At 57.7% G+C, this 19,661-nt stretch carries 17 protein-coding genes and 1 riboswitch; of the genes, 9 read left to right on the forward strand and 8 right to left on the reverse strand.

Annotated features, from left to right (window positions below):
• Window positions 1–15: 15 nt before the first annotated feature.
• The gene (locus AQ621_RS11120; RefSeq protein ID WP_058341501.1) at window positions 16–1,035 is read left to right on the forward strand and encodes a glycosyltransferase family 4 protein; all 1,020 of its coding nucleotides are present in this window, start codon (window positions 16–18) and stop codon (window positions 1,033–1,035) included.
• Window position 1,036: 1 nt separating this feature from the next.
• Here the strand turns inward: AQ621_RS11120 and AQ621_RS11125 are convergent, their stop codons facing one another.
• Both AQ621_RS11125 and AQ621_RS11130 read right to left on the reverse strand, forming a co-directional pair.
• Window positions 1,037–1,945, reverse strand: coding sequence for a lysophospholipid acyltransferase family protein (locus AQ621_RS11125; protein ID WP_058341502.1), 909 nt, complete (start codon window positions 1,943–1,945; stop codon window positions 1,037–1,039).
• Window positions 1,942–3,360 (reverse strand): mannose-1-phosphate guanylyltransferase/mannose-6-phosphate isomerase, encoded by a 1,419-nt coding sequence (locus tag AQ621_RS11130; protein WP_058341575.1) that lies wholly within the window; start codon window positions 3,358–3,360, stop codon window positions 1,942–1,944. The genes AQ621_RS11125 and AQ621_RS11130 overlap by 4 nt, the downstream gene beginning before the upstream one ends.
• 119 nt (window positions 3,361–3,479) lie before the next feature.
• Between AQ621_RS11130 and AQ621_RS11135 the strand changes: the two genes are divergently transcribed.
• Entirely contained in the window at window positions 3,480–4,283 is an 804-nt protein-coding gene (locus tag AQ621_RS11135) for a glycosyltransferase family 2 protein (RefSeq protein WP_227508310.1), read from the forward strand.
• Window positions 4,284–4,299: 16 nt separating this feature from the next.
• Here the strand turns inward: AQ621_RS11135 and AQ621_RS11140 are convergent, their stop codons facing one another.
• From AQ621_RS11140 to lpxL, 4 genes are read right to left on the reverse strand one after another with little or no spacing between them, the layout of a single operon-like run.
• The gene (locus AQ621_RS11140) at window positions 4,300–5,307 is read right to left on the reverse strand and encodes a glycosyltransferase (RefSeq protein ID WP_058341504.1); all 1,008 of its coding nucleotides are present in this window, start codon (window positions 5,305–5,307) and stop codon (window positions 4,300–4,302) included.
• A complete protein-coding gene (locus AQ621_RS11145) occupies window positions 5,304–6,413 on the reverse strand; it encodes a glycosyltransferase family 4 protein (RefSeq protein ID WP_058341505.1) in 1,110 nt (369 codons plus the stop codon). Before AQ621_RS11145 ends, AQ621_RS11140 begins: the two co-directional genes overlap by 4 nt.
• Complete coding sequence (locus AQ621_RS11150) at window positions 6,410–7,375, reverse strand: mitochondrial fission ELM1 family protein (protein WP_058341506.1); 966 nt, start codon at window positions 7,373–7,375, stop codon at window positions 6,410–6,412. Before AQ621_RS11150 ends, AQ621_RS11145 begins: the two co-directional genes overlap by 4 nt.
• Before the next feature lie 4 nt (window positions 7,376–7,379).
• Window positions 7,380–8,342 carry an LpxL/LpxP family Kdo(2)-lipid IV(A) lauroyl/palmitoleoyl acyltransferase gene (gene lpxL / locus AQ621_RS11155; RefSeq protein ID WP_082641053.1) on the reverse strand — a complete coding sequence of 321 codons (963 nt, stop codon included), beginning with the start codon at window positions 8,340–8,342 and terminating at the stop codon, window positions 7,380–7,382.
• 102 nt (window positions 8,343–8,444) lie between these two features.
• Between lpxL and waaA the strand changes: the two genes are divergently transcribed.
• Window positions 8,445–9,698, forward strand: coding sequence for a lipid IV(A) 3-deoxy-D-manno-octulosonic acid transferase (waaA, locus tag AQ621_RS11160; protein WP_058341507.1), 1,254 nt, complete (start codon window positions 8,445–8,447; stop codon window positions 9,696–9,698).
• A gap of 46 nt (window positions 9,699–9,744) precedes the next feature.
• On the opposite strand, the gene AQ621_RS11165 is transcribed toward waaA, so the two are convergent.
• Window positions 9,745–11,109, reverse strand: a complete 1,365-nt coding sequence (locus AQ621_RS11165) for a TolC family outer membrane protein (protein WP_058341508.1) — start codon at window positions 11,107–11,109, stop codon at window positions 9,745–9,747.
• Between the two features lie 137 nt (window positions 11,110–11,246).
• Window positions 11,247–11,360: riboswitch (TPP riboswitch) on the forward strand.
• An 83-nt stretch (window positions 11,361–11,443) separates the two neighbouring features.
• Here AQ621_RS11165 and thiC point away from each other — a divergent pair.
• From thiC to cpdA, 4 genes are all read left to right on the forward strand, one after another.
• A complete protein-coding gene (gene thiC, locus AQ621_RS11170; RefSeq protein WP_058341509.1) occupies window positions 11,444–13,321 on the forward strand; it encodes a phosphomethylpyrimidine synthase ThiC in 1,878 nt (625 codons plus the stop codon).
• A gap of 465 nt (window positions 13,322–13,786) precedes the next feature.
• The gene (locus AQ621_RS11175) at window positions 13,787–14,407 is read left to right on the forward strand and encodes an NUDIX domain-containing protein (protein ID WP_058341577.1); all 621 of its coding nucleotides are present in this window, start codon (window positions 13,787–13,789) and stop codon (window positions 14,405–14,407) included.
• Complete coding sequence (locus AQ621_RS11180) at window positions 14,404–14,889, forward strand: DUF1249 domain-containing protein (RefSeq protein WP_058341510.1); 486 nt, start codon at window positions 14,404–14,406, stop codon at window positions 14,887–14,889. The genes AQ621_RS11175 and AQ621_RS11180 overlap by 4 nt, the downstream gene beginning before the upstream one ends.
• A 165-nt stretch (window positions 14,890–15,054) precedes the next feature.
• Window positions 15,055–15,861 carry a 3',5'-cyclic-AMP phosphodiesterase gene (gene cpdA, locus AQ621_RS11185; protein ID WP_058341511.1) on the forward strand — a complete coding sequence of 269 codons (807 nt, stop codon included), beginning with the start codon at window positions 15,055–15,057 and terminating at the stop codon, window positions 15,859–15,861.
• Between the two features lie 84 nt (window positions 15,862–15,945).
• On the opposite strand, the gene metE is transcribed toward cpdA, so the two are convergent.
• Complete coding sequence (metE, locus tag AQ621_RS11190) at window positions 15,946–18,216, reverse strand: 5-methyltetrahydropteroyltriglutamate--homocysteine S-methyltransferase (RefSeq protein ID WP_058341512.1); 2,271 nt, start codon at window positions 18,214–18,216, stop codon at window positions 15,946–15,948.
• A gap of 111 nt (window positions 18,217–18,327) precedes the next feature.
• Between metE and AQ621_RS11195 the strand changes: the two genes are divergently transcribed.
• Both AQ621_RS11195 and gcvH read left to right on the forward strand, forming a co-directional pair.
• Window positions 18,328–19,218: a LysR family transcriptional regulator gene (locus AQ621_RS11195; protein WP_058341578.1), complete on the forward strand. Its 891-nt coding sequence runs from the start codon at window positions 18,328–18,330 to the stop codon at window positions 19,216–19,218.
• A gap of 47 nt (window positions 19,219–19,265) precedes the next feature.
• A complete protein-coding gene (gene gcvH, locus AQ621_RS11200; RefSeq protein WP_058341513.1) occupies window positions 19,266–19,658 on the forward strand; it encodes a glycine cleavage system protein GcvH in 393 nt (130 codons plus the stop codon).
• The last annotated feature ends 3 nt before the right edge of the window (window positions 19,659–19,661 follow it).

The following is a 19,661-nucleotide window of genomic DNA, read 5'->3' on the forward strand; positions in this document are numbered from 1 at the left end:
GGAACGCGATTTGGTATGCATATATGCCACGTAAATCTGGCCAGTGGTTTTGCCGGCGGGGAAAGACAGACGGTAAACCTGATTCGCTATCTGGCTGCACAAGGCTGTGAGCAAACCCTGGTGGCAAAACCGGGTAATCCGATGATTGACGAAGTGAGTGGTTTGCCGGTGAAGGTGCGGAGCACGTCCCACTTTATCTCCGGACACTCGCGAGGCGCCTGGGACTTGATTCACTGCCATGATGGTAAGGCAGTCTATTGGGGCCTGCTGGAGAGTCTTTTGCGGAAAACGCCTTACATCGTCACCCGCCGAGTAGAAAACCCCCTGAAGAATAAAAAGGTGACTCGCGCAGCATATGGCAGAGCAGAGGCCGTGGTGTGCCTGAGTCGGGCAGTCCGAAGTGCGGTGCAACGATTGTTGCCGGAGGCTGATTGCCCGGTTATACCGTCCAGCTTCTCTGGGTTTCCGGCGGATCCTGATGAGGTGGCCAAGATTCGTTCCCGGTATGTGGGCAAGTTTATTGTTGGTCAGGTCGGTAGTTTTTTCCAGATCAAGGGGTACCACGTGACTATTGAAGCGGCACGGATACTGGCAAGCCAGCATCCGGACCTGGTATTCGTTTTTCTGGGCCAAGGGCCTGAACGTGAAAGTTTGGAGCAGCAAGCTCAGGGGCTGGATTCTGTGGAATTTGTTGGTCACCAGAAGGACGTTGGCAGTTGGCTTGCTGCTATGGATTTGCTTGTGTTCCCATCGCTTCAGGAAGGGTTGGGGTCGACCATCCTTGAAGCTATGCAGCATGGCACGCCAGTTATTGGTAGTAATGTGGGCGGTATCCCCGACATCATCGAAAGTGGGCGTAACGGTCTGTTGGTGGAGCGTGAAGATGCCGCTGGGTTGGCTGAGGCGGTCCATAAATTGATTGGAAGCGCCGACTTGCGCCTGCAGTTTGTCAAGCAGGCGAAGCTCGATCTTGAAAAGTTCAGCCCGGAGGCAGTTGGCAAGGCCTATCTGAATTTGTATCGGCAGACTATCTGAGCTATTCGCAAATCTGCCCGGGCTTATAAGGATTCGGATTCCCTGGCGGCCGGTGTCTCATCCGTTTGTACTCCCACTGGTACTGCTCAGGGGCCATTCGTACCACCTTTTCCACGGATTGATTCAAGGCGGTGGCGCCGGCCACTGCATCATCGGCACCAATGCCAGGCTCCGCCGGAGTGACCAGAATCTTGAAGCCTTCGCCGTTGGGCAGGCGTTGGGCGTAGGTAACCAGCACGTTGGCTCCGGTTTTCTGAACCAGTTTCCCTACCAGTGTCATGGTCATCACCTCCATGCCGAAAAAGGGCGCGTAGGCGTTGGTTTTGCCACGGGGTGACTGGTCCGGGAGAATGCCGGCTACACCGCCTTCCTTCAAAATGCCCATCAGTCGCATCAGCCCTTTACGGTCGCCGCGCACCAGTTCGGAACCAAGGCGTCCTCTCACCCGAATCATATAATCCTCGAATTCCTTGATGTGCGGAGGGCTATAGAGCGCTGCCATTTTGTAGCGGGAGGAGAAAAACAGGCCGGTCAACTCCCAGTTGCCCAGGTGCGGCGCGAGCAAGATTAACCCTTTGCCCGTCGCCAGGGCTTCGTCAACCAGTTCCAGACCCTCGGTTTCCTTGATCAACCCAAGGCACTTCTCTACGGGCCATTCCCACATCAGGGGAATTTCCAAAGCTGTCATGCCGGTGTGAGCCAGAGAAGCCCGGGATAGTTCCTGGCGTTCCTTTTTCGTAAGTTCGGGCAGACAGATCTCCAGATTGATGTCGGTAATCTTCCGTGGCCTGCCGCCTAGTTTCCACGCCAGGAGCCCAGCCCAGTTGCCGATTAATTGAGCGGTTCCCAGCGGTAGAAGACTGACAAAACGTAACAGGCCAGCGATCAGGTAATACTTAAGTTTGCTCATGCTTTGCCGTACCGATCCTTAAATCTCACAATATCGTCTTCACCCAAATAAGATCCGGATTGTACTTCGATCAGTTCCAGATCGATCACACCGGGGTTTTCCAGGCAATGAATCTGGCCTACCGGAATGTAGGTGGACTGGTTTTCCGTGACCAGATAGGAATCGTCGCCGTTGGTGACTTTGGCCGTGCCGCTGACCACAATCCAGTGTTCTGCCCGGTGGTGGTGCATCTGGACAGATAGCTTGGCGCCGGGCTTCACGGTGATGCGTTTCACCTGGTAGCGGTGGCCGTTATCGATAGAATCATATACACCCCAGGGCCGGTAAACTTCCCGGTGGTTCATGTGCTCGTGTCGACCATCACTTTTAATGCGTTCAACGACCTTTTTGACATCCTGGACCTGATCTTTGTGGGCGACGAGCAGGGCGTCTTTGGTTTCAATGATCACCAGATCTTTCACACCAACCGTGGCTACAAGGCGGTTATCTGCCCGGACCAGGGTGCTCTCTGTGTTGTGGGCAATGACATCTCCGCTGAAGGCGTTTCCGCGGCTGTCTTTTTCAGACACCTCCCTTACGGCGGACCAAGAGCCGATATCGCTCCAGCCGGCATCGAGCGCCACCACGGCGGCGTTATTGGTCTTTTCCATCACGGCGTAATCTATGGATTCTTCCGGGCACTCGGCGAATACGCTTTCATTCACGCGGGTGAAGTGCAGATCCTCGCTGGCGTCATCCATCGCTCCCTGGCAGATGGTGAGAATGTCCGGGCGGTGTTTCTGCAGTTCCTGAAGGTAGGTGCGGGCGCCGAAAAGGAACATGCCGCTGTTCCAGAGGTAATCACCGGATGCGAGGTATTTTTCCGCAGCTGTCTGGTCGGGCTTCTCTACAAACCGGCTGACGCTGAAACTGTCGTCGGCCAGTATTGGGCCTTGCTGAATGTAGCCGTAAGCGGTTTCCGCATGACCGGGTACTATGCCGAAAGTCACCAGCTTATTCTGTTGAGCCAGGGGCGCGGCCTTCTGGATGCAGCTCTGGAACGCAGCGATGTCTTTGATCAGGTGGTCTGCGGCCAGAACCAGCATCAGCGGGTTCTGGTTTTCATCGATGTTTTTAACCAGTTGCAGTGCTGCCAGAGCGATGGCCGGTGCCGTGTTGCGCCCACAGGGCTCCAGGATAATTCGGGCATCTTTGTAGCCCGCCTGGCGCATTTGCTCAGCCGCCAGAAATCGGTGCTCTTCGTTGCAGATCAGGAGTGGGTCGGCCGACTCCATGCCGTCCAGCCGGGCTACGGTCAACTGCAACATGGATAGATGTTGGTCCGTCAGTTTCAGGAACTGCTTGGGGTTCAGTTGCCTGGATAACGGCCAAAGGCGCGAGCCCGTCCCTCCGGCCATAATGACGGGGTAAATCATGTGTTTGCTCCACGCGTAGCTTTCGGTCAGCATTAGCCTTTTCTGATGGCCAAATATTATCATAGGTGCGCTAACTCGGCAGTGTTTGGGGCCGAGTAGGGGCCAGTTTGCGGGTGTTTATGATGAAACTGCCGTTATCGGTTTACTACATCACGTTGAATGAAGAGGAAAGGCTGCCGGAATCTCTTGAGAAGGTGAAGGAATGGGCTGGTGAAATCATCGTTGTTGATTCGGGAAGCACAGACCGAACCTGTGAGCTAGCGGAGGCCGCAGGCGCCCGGGTGGTTTATCGGGAATGGGAAGGCTTTGCGAGCCAAAAGGCCTATGCCGCCAGCCTTTGCGTGAACGACTGGGTGCTTGATCTGGATGCTGATGAAGTGCTTTCCGATACGCTGGTGCGCAACATCAAGCAGCTGTTCTCCAAGCCGATCTCTCCGGATGTCGCTGGCTATCGTATGCGCTGGGTTTTGTCGTCCCCCAACCCGAGGCACCCTTTTCGGCATGACAAGTCCAAGAAGATCCTGCGGCTTTACAACCGGAAACGGGCTGCGATCCATGCCGAAAAACACAGTAACGATGACCGGCCTAGAGTGCATACAGGTAGTGTGTTGGAGCTCAAAGGCGATGTCTTGCACAAGACATTGATCTCTCTGGAGCAGATGGAAAGAAAATACACTCAACTGTCCAGCGAGCAGGCCCGGTTCCTGTATGGGAAGGGCCGGCGAATTTCGACCCCGCGTCTGATGATCGAATTTCCTTTGAAGTTTTTGAAGTATTACCTGATTCACCGCCAAGTATTGAATGGCTGGTTCGGGTTCAGTGTTTCTGTTGTGGCCGCTAACCGTAATTTCATGCGATTGGCGAAGGCAAGGGAGCTGCAGGTACTTGAGGGAATCAGTCGTTCCGGTGGCGAGGAGCGGTAAGACGCTCTCGCAGGTACTATTCGGCTTGATACACTCTGACGGTTGCCTCTGCCATGCCCCTGAGCGTGAGATGTGTCTGCGCATAGTCAAATGCGGATTGCTCAGATTCTTGAAGACCACCCAGGTTGTTCAGTGCGCTAGCGATCACGTCGGCGATAGCCTGAGCGGAAATGTTCCTGGCGAGAGCGTTGTCTGGAAGCAGGTCGACACTGCCTGACACCGGGGTTGAGACAACCGGTAGTCCGGCCATCAAGGCTTCGATCAACACGTAAGGAAACCCTTCCCGCCTTGAGCTGAGAACCATCAAGTCGGCGTGGGACAATGCCGACGCCAGTGTTGTTTGGTGCCCTGCCATCGTCACAGAGTGTCTCAGGCCTTCATCGTCAATCAGCCGATGCAGGTTTCTGGCTTCAGAGCCATCACCAAAGATGGTTAGGTGTGCCGTCGGAAAACGGTCATGGATCATACTCCATGCCTGAATTAGCATATCGAAGCCCTTTACTGCCTCCAGTCTCCCGGCAGCAATGACGTTCGTTGTTTCGGGGAGTGGATGGTTGCCGGGGGGCGATTTAGGAGTTTCCTTCCGGATTCCATTGTAAATCAGATGACGGGACGGGTGACTCAGGCCCTCGTAGATCGACCCGCTGACGGCAATGACTTTGTCCAGCAGAAGGAAAGGGCGAAGGTGTGATTTGCTTCCGTGAATAGTCCCTACGGTTTGCCAGGTCTGACGAGGCAACCTGCCCAGTATGAGGGCAGCTTTATTGCCGTGGGCGTGGGCGACATCAGGAGAAACCCGCTTCAATATCCGGGAAACGCACCAACGAAGCCAAGGGTTGTTTCGGCTCAGCTTCATCGGGCACGGGTGAAACTCGGCGAATGGGAAGTGCGAGCGGTAGTCGGGATGGGCGATTATGTGCACCTCGTGTCCGATGCCCGTGAGGGCTTCCGCCAGGTCCGCCACATGTTTTTCCATGCCCCCCCAGGCACTACCAGGCGTTGCGAATATCAGGGCGACCTTCAAACCGGTTTTCCGTTCAGGGCTTGTTGATAAACCCGAAGCGTCCCCTCCGTCTGGGCCCTCAACAAAAACCGCTCCGGCAACTCAATCTCCGGCCGGGGCTTATCCAGTAGTCCCAGCACGGCACTGGCAAACGCCCCGGTATCATCCGGCGTAACCAGCCCTTCCCGAAAGCAGGCCTGCAGGGTTTCTGCGGCTCCACCACGGTTGTAGGCCACCACCGGTGTGCCGGAGGCGAGTGCTTCGGTAACGGTGCGCCCGAAGGGTTCAGGCTTGGTGGACATATGGCAAACCACGTCGGCCAGCAGGTAAAGATTAGTCATGTCGTTGCGCTGCCCCAGGAAGGTGACCTTGTCGGTCAGGTCCAGGCGGCTGCGTTCTTTTTCCAGCTCTTGCAGAAATCTTTCCTTACCGGGCTCTGCGCCGCCAACGATGATGCCGTGACAGTCCGGCCGTTGGCGTACGATTCTGGCCATGGCTTCCATGAAATGCAGTTGGCCTTTCCAGCGGGAAATTCGGCCGGGCATCATGATGATCTTCTTGCCAGCCAGTTGTGGAAAACGCGATAGCAGGATATCCAGCCACTGGTCGTTGATGGCGCGGTTACGGAAGGCGTCAATGTCTACGCCGCGCTGGATTACCGTCAGTTTGTCGTCCGGAACATGGAAGTTTGTCTGCACGTAATCCCGCACGCAGTTAGACACTGCAATCACCTGGTCTGCCTTGGCCATGATGGCGCTGTACGGATTGACGGAATACATGCCGTGGAAGGTTGAGACTATGGCCGGGTGTTCGTTCCGTGGCAGTGTTTTCAGGGCCAGGTGAATAATCCATGCGGGCATCCTGGAGCGCACGTGCACAATATCCGGCTTGAGCTCTTGCAGCAGTTTGCGCATCGGCAAAACCTGCCCGAACGAGGCGGGTGTTTTGCGGTGAATGGGCATGTGGATATGGGTCGAGCCCTGGCCGCGAACCTGTTCGGCCATCGGGCCACCGTTGGAGACTACGAATGACTGGTGGCCGCGTTTGACCAGTTCTGCCGCAAACTCTACGGTGCCACGTTCCACGCCACCGCTGTACAAGGCGGGCAAGGCCTGCAGTATTTTCACGGTCGTTGCTCCTTGTTTTGTCCGGACTGGAGAAGGCGGGGAAAGCGCTCGATGATCCAGCGCGCTGCCCTGTCGGCTTCCCATAGCCTCGGGTGTTGTGGCCGGTGTTCAGCCATTACACTGGCATGGTCGCTCCAGTGGGCGACCAGCCCCAGCCTGGCTAAACGGTTAATGCCATTAACCACCCGGCTGCCAGCCCGGGGGGACAGGTCGAAAATGCCGGTAGGAACGCCAGAGGTAGTGGCTTCACACACCATGGACATGCTGTCTGGCGTTACCCAGACAGCCCGGGAAGTTTCGAGCTGGTGTTTCAGCCAGTCGTCGTCGGTCTGGCTGTGGTGAACAACCGAGACAGCTTTGCTTTGAAGTTCCGTCAGTCGCCGGTAAAGAGCCTCCGGTGTGCGCCGGGAATCGCTGATGGTCCAGTGCCACCGGGGGTATCGGGCAATAAGGTCGCTGATCTGCGAGGTGACGGTGTCGTTGTTCCAGTCAAAGTGCTCCGAGGGACCGCCGACGAGTATGAGCGCGTTCGGCTTGCCGGTCAGTTCGGCCAGCGGCGTGATTGCATTGATGACGCCCTCCGTGTTCAGCACGGTTTTTGAAGGTTTTACGTCGTCGTGGGCGGGAATGATGGCGCCATCTACCCAGTTAAGGGGAAAGGCCGGTTTCATCAGTACCAGTGTTCTTGCCTTGCGGTACCGGCGCAAGGCCAGTATCAGGCGGTGGGTGCCGGAACCTGCCGCAACAATCAGGTCAGGTTGGGGCAAGGCCTTGTCCACGGTGGGAGCAAGTCCCAGCAAAGCCCTCCAGAGCGGCACAGGGTAATCCGCGGCGTTTAACCAATACAGCTTTGCGCCCGTTAGTGCACGCAAACGCCCGGCAATGCCTCGCAACTGGTTGCGGTGGCCGGGTTTGCTGTCGGTAATCAGCCAGATTGCCGGCGCCTGCGTATCGTTTTCCAAAGGGCTAGCCTTTTTTCTTGCGTTTGCGGCCGTAGAAGCCGGGGTCGTCTTTGTCCGGCCGGGTTTTGAAGCGGCGGTGCATCCACAGGTACTGATCCGGCGCCTTGCGGATTTCCTGCTCAATGATGGCGTTGATGCGGGTAGCATCTTGCAGGTCATCGCCGGTCGGGAAATTTTCCAGCGCCGGCTGGAAATAAATGTCGTAGCCCGGTTTGTCTTCGCGGCGGAAGTGGCTGAACGGCACTACCTTGCATTTGCTGCGTTCCACAATCCGGGAGGTGGCGGTAATGCTGCCGGCCGGAATGCCGAAGAAGGGGGCAAACACGATGTCTTTGCGGCCGTAATCCTGGTCGGTGGCGTACCACACAGCGTGGTTTTGCTTCAGGCACTTGAATAAGCCGCGCAGGTCTTTGGCGCCGAGCACTGTGCCATAACGCCGGCCCCGGGCCCGGGTCATGACGGCGTTCATCAGCGGGTTGTTGTGGTCCCGCTGCATCACGTCCGCTTCAATAAACTCGGTAACCAGGCTGCCCCCCAGGTCCAGCGTGCTGTAATGGCCGCCCAGAAGCAGCACGCCGTGGCCGCCTTCCAGCGCTTTCTCAAGATGCTCCACGCCATGAACCTGCGTGATGCCAGTGAGTTTTGCCGGGTTTCGGAACCAGGCAATGCCCAGTTCCATCACGCCAATGCCGTTGGCGATAAAGGCATTGCGCACCAGTGCGTCCTGTTGGTGCTTGTTCAGCTCCGGAAAACACAGCCGGATGTTGGTTTCGGTAATATGTCGCCGGCTCTTCGCCAGTTTCCAGGCAACCAGGCCGATTATCTTTCCCAGCCACCACTGAAAACGAATGGGTAACTGCGCAGCCAGCCACATCACCGCAATGCCCAGCCAGGTTGGCCACCAGCGGGGATGGCGGTAAGCTGAGTAGTCGGTGTTTCTGGGGAGTTTGCGGTACTTCTTTTTCAAAATCGTGAATCCTGCATCGACAAACGTTTTACCGGGGGGCAAGATGCCCGTCCACAGCAAATTTATCCCTATGATAACGCACTGTTTTGCCGGGAGTCCTGCGTGTTCCAGTTTATCTATTCCCTGCTGATCCGGCTCGCCCTGCCGTTTATCCTTGTCCGGCTCTGGTGGCAAGGCCGCAAGGCGCCGGCGTTGCGGCAAGACTGGCAACATCGCCTTGGGCTGGCGCCCCAACTGCACGGCCCGGTGATCTGGGTGCATGCGGTTTCGGTGGGTGAAACCATTGCCGCCGGCCCCATGGTGCGGCGCCTGTTGGCCCGAAACCTGGGTGCGACCATTCTGATGACAGCCATGACCGATACCGGGCTGGCCCAGGCCCGGAAGATGTTTGGTGACAGGGTAGCCTATGCCTATGCTCCTTACGACACGCCAGGAAGTATTCGGCGCTTCCTGAATCGTGTTAACCCCCGCATCCTGGTGATCATGGAAACGGAAATCTGGCCCAATATGATCCGCCAGTGCCGACACCGTCATGTGCCTGTTTTTCTGATCAATGCCCGCCTGTCTGAACGATCTGCCCGGGGGTATGAACGGGTTCGGGGCGTGGCAGCACCTATTATCAAAAGCATCAGCTGGGTGGCTGCGCAGGCCGAAAAAGACGCAGAACGGTTTCGCCGCATCGGAGTGGCTCCGGGAAATGTTGAAGTTACCGGCAGCGTAAAATTCGATGTGGACATTCCTGGTGATGTCCGTGCGGCCTCTGTCAGCTTCCGGAAATCTCTGGGTGAGCGCCCCGTCTGGATTGCCGGCAGCACCCACACCGGAGAAGACGAGCAATTGCTGGCGGCTCATCGCCAGATTCTGGCCCAGCACCCCGATGCCTTACTCATCATTGTGCCCCGGCATCCTGAGCGGTTTGATACGGTGGCCGGCCTGGCGGAGGAACAGGGCTTTTCCGTGGTTCGCCGGTCAACAGGAGCATCTCCCGCTGGTGCGGAGGTGTATCTTGGCGACACCATGGGAGAGCTGATGATGCTTTATGGAGCCAGTGACCTCGCCTTCGTGGGCGGCTCACTGATCGAGCGGGGAGGGCACAATCCGTTGGAGCCTGCGGCCTGGGGTATTCCTGTGTTCTCCGGTACTCATGTGTTTAATTTCGAGACAATCTATCATCGCTTACTGGACGATCAGGGTGTCCAGTTGGTCGAGAATGCGGATGAACTGGCGCAGGCGATCTGTTCACTGATGGACGATCCGGAGGCGCTGAAGGCATACGGTGAGCGGGCGCTGGCGGTAGTTAACAGGAACCGGGGTGCGCTGGATAAAGTCGTGGAGGGTATTACGGAACGGTTGTAATTCCGGGCGCCGCACGGGCACCCGGAATTTTGCACGGTTAGCCCGCTTACTGCATCGGGTCGTCCAGTGTTTTTCCTTCTTCGGCCAGGGCTTCAATGCCCCGGGCGCCTTCGCTGAGCCAGTTGTTCAGGTCAATCAGGTCCTGCGGGCTCAGGGTGCCCGCCGCCTGCTTCAGTTGCAGGGTGTTGATCACGTAGTCATACCGGGCGTTAGCGTAATCCCGCAGCGCCACGTAGTAAGCGCGTTCGGCATCCAGCACTTCCACAATGTTCCGTGTACCTACATCGTAGCCGGCGCGGGTTGCATCCAGTGCACTGCGGCGGGAGATGATGGTTTGCTCAAGGGCGGATGCGGTTTCCACGTTGTTGTTAACGGTCAGGAACAGGCTGCGGGTGTTCACCTGTACATCTCGGCGTGTGGTGTTCAGATCCTGTTCGGCCACGGTGACCAGTGAGCGCTGCTGGCGCACGCCGGCTTCAGTGCCACCGCCCATGTACAGGGGAACGTTCAGCTGCAGGCCGATGACGCCTTGTGATCCTTCAAACTGGCTTGCGTTTTCGCGGCCATGAATGTCGGTTTCGCTGTATGACGCAGTAAGGTCAAGAGTCGGCAGATGGCCGGACTTGGCCACTTTGAGGTTCGCTTCGCTGGCGTTTAGCTGCGACATGGCCGCCTGAATCGCCCAGTTCTGGTCGAGCGCAGTATTTTCCCAGTCATTCGGGTTCATCGGCTCCGGGCGGCCCAGCGGGAAGTTCTCCCGCAGATTTTCCAGGTCTTCCGCGTATTCACCAGTTAACCTGGCCAATTGCTCACGCGCCACGTTCAGCTGGTTCTCGGCGGCGATGCGCTGGCTCTTGCTGTCGTCGTAGCTGGCGCGGGCCTCGTATACTTCGGTGATCGCAATCAGGCCTACGTCGAAACGCTCCTGGGCCTGTTCGTACTGGCGCTGGATGGCGGCTTCGGTAGCGCGGGCGGTTGTTACGGTATCCTGGGCGCGCAGCACGTTAAAGTAGGCGGTGGCCACATCCAGAATCAGCTGCTGCTGGGCCAGGTTGTACTGGGCCTGGGCGGCTTCGGTCTGGAACTGGCTGGCGTCGTAGCGGAACCAGTTGTCGGCCCGGAAGATGGGTTGAGTAAGCTGTACGCCATAGCTGAATGGACGGTTGTTTGTTGCAGAGCCCCGTTTCGGATCTGCAGAAACGTGGCTGCCTTCAGCAAACGCACCAATCTGCGGCAACAAAGAGCTCTTGCTCACATCACTGGCGGCCTGCTGGGCCTGGAACTGTGCCATGGCAGAGGCAATGCCGGAGTCGTAAGACAGGGCTTTCTCGTAGGTTTCCATCAGATCCAGAGCAAGCGCAGGCTGGGCTGCGAGCAGGGTGATCAATCCTGGAAGTAAACGTTTTTTCATTGGTTCTCCTGAAATACTGACTCCGGGAATCTGCCCGGCAATGACCCAAAGGTATTGGTTGACCATTATGGACAATAATCGTTCCCGTCTCTAGACTTGCTAAGTCCACGTATTTTGTGGACAAACGAATTCAGAATCGCGTCTTGACGGGGTGCTGATCTGCCGGAAACCGGCGATCGGCTGAGATTGCAACGCAGAACCCGCGACCTGATCCGGATAATACCGGCGTAGGGATTAAGACCGTACGAACCGTGCCAGAGCACCCTTCCTGGGTGAATCTGGCGCAGCTCCGTCATACGCGACCCGATACCACAAGAGCAACCGGGAGCAGTTCATGACGGACTTACCAGCATACCTCAGCGACTCCGCAAAAGTAGACTCCGCAGCAATCAAACCATTACCAAGCTCACGAAAAATATACGTGCAGGGTAGCCGACCCGATCTGCGGGTGCCAATGCGGGAAATTACCGTGGGCGACACCCCCACTGAAATGGGTGGCGAAAAGAACCCGCCGGTGGTGGTGTACGACACCTCCGGGCCCTACACAGACCCGGAAGCCACCATTGATCTCCGCAAAGGCTTGCCGCCGGTTCGCGCCGCCTGGATTGCCGAGCGAGGCGATGTAGAGCAACTGGACGGCTACACCTCCGAATTCACCCGCCGCCGCATGAAAGACCCTCAGCTTGATCCCCTGCGGTTTATGGACGAGCGAAAGCCACTGCGCGCCAAGCCCGGAAGAAACGTATCCCAGATGCACTATGCTCGCCAGGGCATCATTACGCCGGAGATGGAATACGTTGCCATTCGGGAAAATATGAAGCTGCAGGAGGCCCGGGCCAACGGCTTGCTGGCGGAACAGCATCCCGGCCAGTCCTTCGGTGCCAACCTGCCGCCTGAAATCACCCCCGATTTTGTTCGGGATGAAGTGGCCCGGGGCCGCGCCATCATTCCGGCCAACATCAACCATCCGGAAACCGAGCCGATGATCATCGGTCGCAACTTCCTTGTGAAAATCAATGGCAACATCGGCAACTCGGCGGTGACCTCGTCCATCGAAGACGAAGTGGAAAAACTGACCTGGGGTATCCGCTGGGGTTCGGACACGGTGATGGACCTGTCCACCGGCAAGAACATCCACGAAACCCGCGAGTGGATTATCCGCAACTCCCCGGTCCCCATCGGCACGGTGCCCATTTATCAGGCCCTGGAGAAAGTGGGCGGCGTGGCGGAAGACCTGACCTGGGAAATCTTCCGGGACACCCTGATCGAACAAGCCGAGCAAGGCGTGGATTACTTCACCATCCACGCCGGTGTTCGGTTACACCACGTGCCACTCACTGCCAAACGCACCACCGGCATCGTCTCTCGCGGTGGCTCCATCATGGCCAAGTGGTGCCTGGCGCACCACAAGGAAAGCTTCCTGTATGAGCACTTTGAAGACATCTGCGAAATCATGAAGGCCTACGACGTGTCCTTCAGCCTTGGCGACGGCCTGCGCCCGGGTTCCATTGCAGATGCCAACGACGTGGCACAATTTGGCGAGCTGGAAACCCTGGGAGAGCTTACCAAGATCGCCTGGAAACACGATGTGCAGTGCATGATCGAAGGCCCCGGCCACGTGCCCATGCACCTGATCAAGGAGAACATGGACAAGCAGCTGGAATGCTGCGATGAAGCCCCGTTCTACACCCTCGGCCCGCTGACCACGGATATTGCCCCGGGCTATGACCACATCACCTCCGGCATTGGCGCGGCGATGATCGGCTGGTATGGCTGCGCCATGCTTTGCTACGTCACCCCGAAAGAGCATCTGGGCCTGCCCAATAAAGACGACGTAAAAACCGGCATCATCACCTACAAAATCGCCGCCCACGCTGCCGATCTCGCCAAAGGCCACCCAGGCGCCCAGATCCGCGATAACGCCCTGTCCAAGGCCCGCTTCGAGTTCCGCTGGGAAGACCAGTTCAACCTCGGCCTGGACCCGGACACCGCCCGCGCCTACCACGACGAAACCCTGCCCAAGGAATCCGCCAAAGTGGCCCACTTCTGCTCCATGTGCGGGCCGAAGTTCTGTTCCATGAAAATCTCGCAGGAAGTGCGGGATTACGCAGCAGAGCAGGGCATTGACGAAGTTTCAGCAATTGACGCCGGCATGGAGGCCAAGTCTCGGGAGTTCGTGGAGTCTGGCTCCAAGCTTTACGATAAGGTTTGAGGTTGGAGTTTGTGAGCACCTAGCCTTTTGGTTGGGTGCTTAGAGCCGGGGTGGTGGGCCGGTTCAGAAAACGCTCAAGCCATCCGTGGGCGCTTCTGCTCCGCCATCCATGGCTCCGCAAATTTCTGAACCGGCCCACCACCCCGGCTCAATCGATCTCCGGAAGTAAGCGCTCTTGAGCGATGATCAGGTGATCCAAGATGGTCGATGGTTCGCAAATAATGTACTTAATGTTCAGCGGACTGTAAAAATGCTCGAGGCGGGCCTTGGGACGTCCTTTCCAAAAATTTGCGGAGCCATGGATGGCGGAGCAGAAGCGCCACATGGACGTGCCGCAAGGAGCGGTTTTTGGAAAGGACGTCCCAAGGACCGCCAAACTTCGGGCTAGAAGGCTGGGGCCGTAACTTGCAGCTTCACCATCATTACCGCTATCGTTCCAAGCCGAACACCAAACCGGAAACCCGAATGCCGAAACCGTTCCAGTTCAACGCCAGCGACGTCAAAATCGAAAAACGCGAAACCGTCTTCCAGGGCTTCTTCCGCATGGACAAACTCTGGCTGACCCACCCGCGCTTTGACGGCCGCGACATGCCCACGTTCACCCGCGAACTCTTCATCCGCGGCGACGCCACCTGCGTGCTCCCCTACGACCCAAAAAGGGATGAAGTCGTGCTCCTGGAACAGTTCCGTCTCGGGGCCCTGGGCCGCAACCAATCCCCCTGGTTGCTGGAGCTCGTAGCCGGAATGAACGAAGACGGCGAAAGCCCGGAAGACGTAGCCCAGCGGGAAGGGCAGGAAGAAGCCGGCCTGAGTTTCAGCCGGCTGGACAAGATCTGTGATTACCTGGTTTCCCCTGGCGGCACCACCGAGATGATCCACCTCTACTGTGGCCAGGTCAGCACTGCCGAAGCCGGTGGTATTTTCGGTGTGGAGCATGAACACGAAGACATCCTCAGCCACGTGGTCAGCGCCGACGAGTGCTTCGCCATGATGGCCGATGGCCGCATTAACAATGCCGCTGCGATCATTGCTATCCAGTGGCTACAGCTGAACCGTGACAGGCTGCGCCGGGAGTGGTTGGCATGACTGAGTGGGTGAAGCGTCCCAAGTCCTATGTGCCGGATTTACGCCAGCTGGGTGCGTTGTGTGATGGCAACTATCAGCGGCTCCGCAAACTGCGGCAGCTGGAATCCGATGGCAAGCCGGTGTGCGAGTTTGAATTGCACCGGGAGAACCAGTATCTGGGGCGAGTGCGGATGGAAGTGCTGCAAACGGCAAAGTTCACCGAAACCCTGTTGCTGGAGCAGGTGCACAACAGCGGCCGCTGGCTGAATAATCCCCAGATGACCGTGCGTGTCTACCACGATGCAATGATGGCAGAAGTCATCAGTTGCTACCGGCAGCGCCAGATCGCGCCGGTGAACGATTACCCGAACCGTTTTATGCATCACCCCGATGAAAAGGTTCAGGTGAATGGTTTCCTGGCCGACTGGCTGGACTACTGTTTGCGCTTCGGGCACCTGCCCATGGAGAATGCCGTCTGGTCGGCGGGTGAGGGGATCGACTAGACAGCGTCTCACTCTGCCTGTGGTGAAGTTGTCAAAAACTGCAAAAATTTTGTGTCTGCGGGCCAGAATGTGAACAATCTACGATTTCACATTAATCAAAAGGAACCCGGCCATCGTACACTCGTTGTACTTTCAACCGTTTGCCCCGAACAGAACAGGTCCTGAATGTCTGACCACCAATCTGCCCGCCCGCTAAAAGTCTTACAGCTGACAGACCCGCACCTGATGGCACGGGAAGATGGTGCCCTGCTGGGGGTAAACACCCGCGAAAGCCTGTCGGCCGTCATTGAAGAGGCTCTGCGCAGCCATGGCCAGCCGGACCTGATTCTGGCCACCGGCGATATAAGCCAGGATGCTTCCGTGGCTTCCTATCATTATTTCGGGCAGAAACTGGAGGCTTTCCAGTGCCCGTCTGCCTGGATTGCCGGCAATCACGATGATTCAGCCACCATGTACGCCGTTGCGGATGAATTCGACGCCCGGCGCCGGCAGTTTGTGCTTGGGGGCTGGCACTTCGTTATGCTGGATTCCTCCGTACACGGGAAAGTGCATGGAGAGCTTTCGGCGGACGAATTGGCGTTCCTGGACCAAACCCTGTCGGAACACCCGGGCTTGCCCACCATGGTTTGCCTGCACCATCACCCCGTCGATATCGGCTCGGACTGGATGAACCAGATAGGCCTCAAAAACCGTGAGGCTTTCTGGCAGGTGATCGACCGGCACACGAACGTCAGAGGCGTGCTCTGGGGGCACATCCATCAGGAGCTTCAGCAGCAGCGCAACGGCGTGCAGCTAATGGCCTCTCCGTCGACCTGTATTCAGTTTGCGCGAGGTTCCACTGATTTTGCGGTAGAACCGCTAGCCCCGGGCTACCGTTGGTTTGAGCTCGATCCTTCCGGCAACATCACCACAAAAGTCTGCCGCGCAGAGGAGTTCCGGTTCAACCTAGATGAAGGTAGCTCCGGCTACTAGCCGATCAAAATGTCCCTATATATTCCCAATGACTGACCTGCGCGCCAGTATGTAAACATATAGGGACAACACTGTGCGCGAGTGTCAGGCGCGCAGTGCTTGCGCAGCCGCCACCATCGTCTCCAGGGCCGGGGTTACTTCCTCCCACTTGCGGGTTTTCAGGCCGCAATCCGGGTTAATCCACAGCCGCTCTGCCGGGATGCGCTCTGCCGCCAGGGTCATCAGGTTGATGATGTGGTCCTTGTCCGGAATGTTGGGCGAGTGGATGTCATACACGCCCGGCCCGATATCGTTCGGGTATTCAAAGTTCCGGAAGGCATCCAGCAGTTCCATATCTGACCGCGAGGTTTCAATGGTGATCACATCGGCATCCATGCGGGCGATGGCTTCGATGATGTCGTTGAACTCCGAATAGCACATATGGGTGTGGATCTGGGTGCCGTCTTCCACGCCATTGGCAGCGATGCGGAAGCTGTTGATGGCCCAGTCCAGGTAGTTTGCCCAGTCTGACTGCCGCAACGGCAGGCCTTCGCGCAGGGCGGCTTCGTCGATCTGGATGATGTTCACGCCGGCTTTCTCCAGATCCTGCACTTCCTCGCGAATGGCCAGGGCCAGTTGCAGGCAGGAGTCTTTTCTTGGCTGATCGTCCCGCACGAAGGACCAGTTCAGAATGGTCACCGGGCCGGTCAGCATACCCTTCACCGGTTTGTCGGTGAGAGACTGGGCGTAGCGGATCCAGTCCACAGTCATTGCCCTGGGCCGGCGAATGTCGCCAAACAGAATGGGCGGTTTCACGCAGCGGGAGCCATAGGACTGTACCCAGCCGAAGCGCGTAAAGGCGTAGCCGTCGAGCTGTTCACCGAAGTATTCCACCATGTCGTTGCGCTCGGGTTCGCCGTGCACCAACACATCCAGCCCCAGTTTTTCCTGCGCTTCGATGCAACGGGCGATTTCTGCCTGCATTTGCTCGGTGTATTGGGTGCCGCTCAGCTCGCCTTTGCGGAACTGCAGGCGGGCCTGGCGGATTTCCGGGGTTTGCGGGAAGGAGCCAATGGTGGTGGTCGGGAATGCCGGCAGGCTAAGAATTTGCCGTTGTTTGGCGATTCGCTGGGGGTAGGGGCTTTGGCGATTACCTAGCTCTGGCGTTACCGCAGCAACGGCTTTTTGAACGGTAGGGTTGGTTACCCGGCTGGATCTGCGACGGCTTTCGATGGCGATACGGTTTTCAGCCAGTTCGCTGCGCACGGCGGTGCGACCTTCGTTAAGTGCTTTTGCAAGCGTTTGCAGCTCATCGAGTTTCTGCACTGCAAAGGCCAGCCAGCTACGGATTTCGGTATCCAGCTCCTGCTCACGGGCCAGGTCGACCGGCACGTGCAGCAGTGAACAGGAGGGCGCCAGCCACAGGCGCTCGCCCAGCTTTTCGTTCAGTGGTTCGAGCCAGTCCAGAATATTGTTCAGGTCGGATTTCCAGATGTTGCGGCCATTGATTGCGCCCAGCGAGAGAATCTTGTGGCTCGGCAGCCAGTCCGCCACCCGGCTGACTTCTGCCGGTGCGCTCACGGCATCAATGTGCAGCCCGGCCACCGGCAGTTCGCAGGCCAGTTGCAGGTTGTCCCGGAGTTCTCCGAAGTAGGTGGCCAGCAGCAGTTTCGGGCGATTGGCCTTGAGCTGGTGATAGGCCAGATTGAAGGCATAGCGCCAGTTGGCGTCCAGGTCGGTCACCAGGGCCGGTTCATCAATCTGTACCCAGTCAGCGCCGGCATCGGCCAGGGCTTCCAGCAGTTGCGAATACGCAGGCAGCAGGCGTTCCAGCAAGTCCAGCCGGTTGCTGCCATCGGAGGTTTTACCCAGCCAGAGGTAGGTCACTGGCCCGATGATGATGGGTTTGGCCTTAACGCCCTGTTTTTGCGCTTCGGCCAGTTGGGCGAGCAGTCGCTCAGGGTTCAGTTCAAAACGGGTGTCGGCGGTAAACTCCGGCACAATGTAGTGATAGTTGGTGTCGAACCACTTGGTCATCTCGCCCGCTGCGGTGGCGCAACAGGGGCTGTCGTTGGCGCCCCGGCCCCGGGCGGCGCGGAAATAGGCGTCCAGCTCCGAACCTTGCTTGTCTGCGACTCGTGCCGGCAGGTTGCCCAGGGTAACGGACATGTCTAACACCTGGTCGTACAGGGAAAAATCTCCCACAGGTACGAAATCCAGCCCGGCCTGTTGCTGCCAGTGGTGCCGACGCAGGTCAGTGGCGGTGATTGCCAGCTCCTGCTCGGTTTGCCGGCCGGCCCAGTAATCTTCCAGTGCAAATTTCAGCTCCCGCTGTCCGCCAATGCGGGGGAAGCCCAGGTTGTGTGTGGTTGCCATGATCAAATCCTTGAATCTGTGTGTTGAATCAGGAGCTAAGGTTAGGCGGGTGATTGCATGAATAAAAATGGTATTATTTCAACATTCAATGAACAAAATTCACGGATGGTCATGATCGAACGAAATCACCTGGAGATTCTGCGCGCTGTTGAACGGCAGGGTTCCCTGACGGCTGCGGCCGAACAGCTGCACCTTACCCAGTCGGCGTTGTCCCATGCCATGCGAAAGCTGGAGCAGCAGCTGGGTACGCCTGTCTGGCTTCGGGAAGGCCGCCAGTTGCGGTTTACCCAGGCCGGCAATCAGCTGCTGGGGCTGGCGAATCGGTTGCTGCCACAGTTTGAGCATGCAGAAATGCAGATCCGCCAGATTGCCAAAGGCCAGCGAGGCAGCTTGCGGGTGGGTATGGAATGCCATCCCTGTTACCAATGGCTGTTGAAGGTCGTCGGCCCCTACTTGCAGCAATGGCCGGATGTCGATGTGGATGTAAAACAGGAGTTCCAGTTCGGTGGCATGGGCGCGTTGTTCGGCCATGACATCGATCTGCTGGTGACCCCGGACCCGCTGCACAAGCCCGGCGTGTGTTTCGAGCCGGTATTCGATTATGAGCAGGTGCTGGTCGTCCCCGAAACCCATCCGCTGGCGGGCGAGCACTGGGTAGAACCCCATCAGCTCGAGCAGGAAACCCTCATTACCTATCCGGTTGCGGTCGAGCGCCTGGACATTTTTACCCGGTTCTTCCTGCCCGCCCATACTGGTCCGGCTCGGCATAAAACCATTGAAACCACTGACATCATGTTGCAGATGGTGGCCGCAGGGCGAGGCGTGAGTGCACTGCCCCGGTGGCTGGTGGATGAATATGCCCGCAACCTGCCTATAAAAGCCCTGAAACTGGGCCAGCAGGGCATGCCCAAACAGATCTTTCTGGGCTTCCGGGAGCGCGACGAAGGGGTGGATTACCTGAATGCGTTCGTGAAGCTGGCCCGGAGCATTCGCTGGAACTAATCTCTTCGGTTAAACTGCGCGGAAAATTTCAACAGGACACACGAATCATGAGCGACATTCCTGCAGACCTGAAATACATCGAAACTCATCAATGGGTGCGGGTAGATGCCGATGGCACAGCTACCGTGGGCATCACCGACTTCGCCCAGGAGCAACTGGGCGACGTGGTCTACATCGGCGTGCCCGAGGTCGGCGTGACTGTAAACGGTGGTGAGGAAGCCGGTGTGGCGGAATCCGTTAAGTCAGCGTCTGACGTATTCAGCCCGGTGACCGGTGAGGTTATCGAGATCAATGAAAAGCTTGAAGACGAGCCGGAAATCGTCAATGAAGACCCGTATGGCGATGGCTGGATGTTCAAGGTGAAGCTGGCCGATGAAGGCGAGCTTGACGGCCTGATGGATGCTGCGGCGTACGCAGAACACGTGGCCGCTGAGGAATAATCA

The sequence above is a fragment of the Marinobacter sp. P4B1 genome (assembly GCF_001447135.1).
Classification (GTDB): Bacteria; Pseudomonadota; Gammaproteobacteria; order Pseudomonadales; family Oleiphilaceae; genus Marinobacter; species Marinobacter vinifirmus.

What these genes read in the sequence shown, in the direction of transcription:
- AQ621_RS11120 (WP_058341501.1), top strand. Translation starts at nt 16, where the DNA reads ATGCATATATGCCACGTAAATCTGGCCAGTGGTTTTGCCGGCGGGGAA.
- AQ621_RS11125 (WP_058341502.1), bottom strand. Translation starts at nt 1,945, where the DNA reads ATGAGCAAACTTAAGTATTACCTGATCGCTGGCCTGTTACGTTTTGTC.
- AQ621_RS11130 (WP_058341575.1), bottom strand. Translation starts at nt 3,360, where the DNA reads ATGATTTACCCCGTCATTATGGCCGGAGGGACGGGCTCGCGCCTTTGG.
- AQ621_RS11135 (WP_227508310.1), top strand. Translation starts at nt 3,480, where the DNA reads ATGATGAAACTGCCGTTATCGGTTTACTACATCACGTTGAATGAAGAG.
- AQ621_RS11165 (WP_058341508.1), bottom strand. Translation starts at nt 11,109, where the DNA reads ATGAAAAAACGTTTACTTCCAGGATTGATCACCCTGCTCGCAGCCCAG.
- thiC (WP_058341509.1), top strand. Translation starts at nt 11,444, where the DNA reads ATGACGGACTTACCAGCATACCTCAGCGACTCCGCAAAAGTAGACTCC.
- AQ621_RS11175 (WP_058341577.1), top strand. Translation starts at nt 13,787, where the DNA reads ATGCCGAAACCGTTCCAGTTCAACGCCAGCGACGTCAAAATCGAAAAA.
- AQ621_RS11180 (WP_058341510.1), top strand. Translation starts at nt 14,404, where the DNA reads ATGACTGAGTGGGTGAAGCGTCCCAAGTCCTATGTGCCGGATTTACGC.
- cpdA (WP_058341511.1), top strand. Translation starts at nt 15,055, where the DNA reads ATGTCTGACCACCAATCTGCCCGCCCGCTAAAAGTCTTACAGCTGACA.
- metE (WP_058341512.1), bottom strand. Translation starts at nt 18,216, where the DNA reads ATGGCAACCACACACAACCTGGGCTTCCCCCGCATTGGCGGACAGCGG.
- AQ621_RS11195 (WP_058341578.1), top strand. Translation starts at nt 18,328, where the DNA reads ATGATCGAACGAAATCACCTGGAGATTCTGCGCGCTGTTGAACGGCAG.
- gcvH (WP_058341513.1), top strand. Translation starts at nt 19,266, where the DNA reads ATGAGCGACATTCCTGCAGACCTGAAATACATCGAAACTCATCAATGG.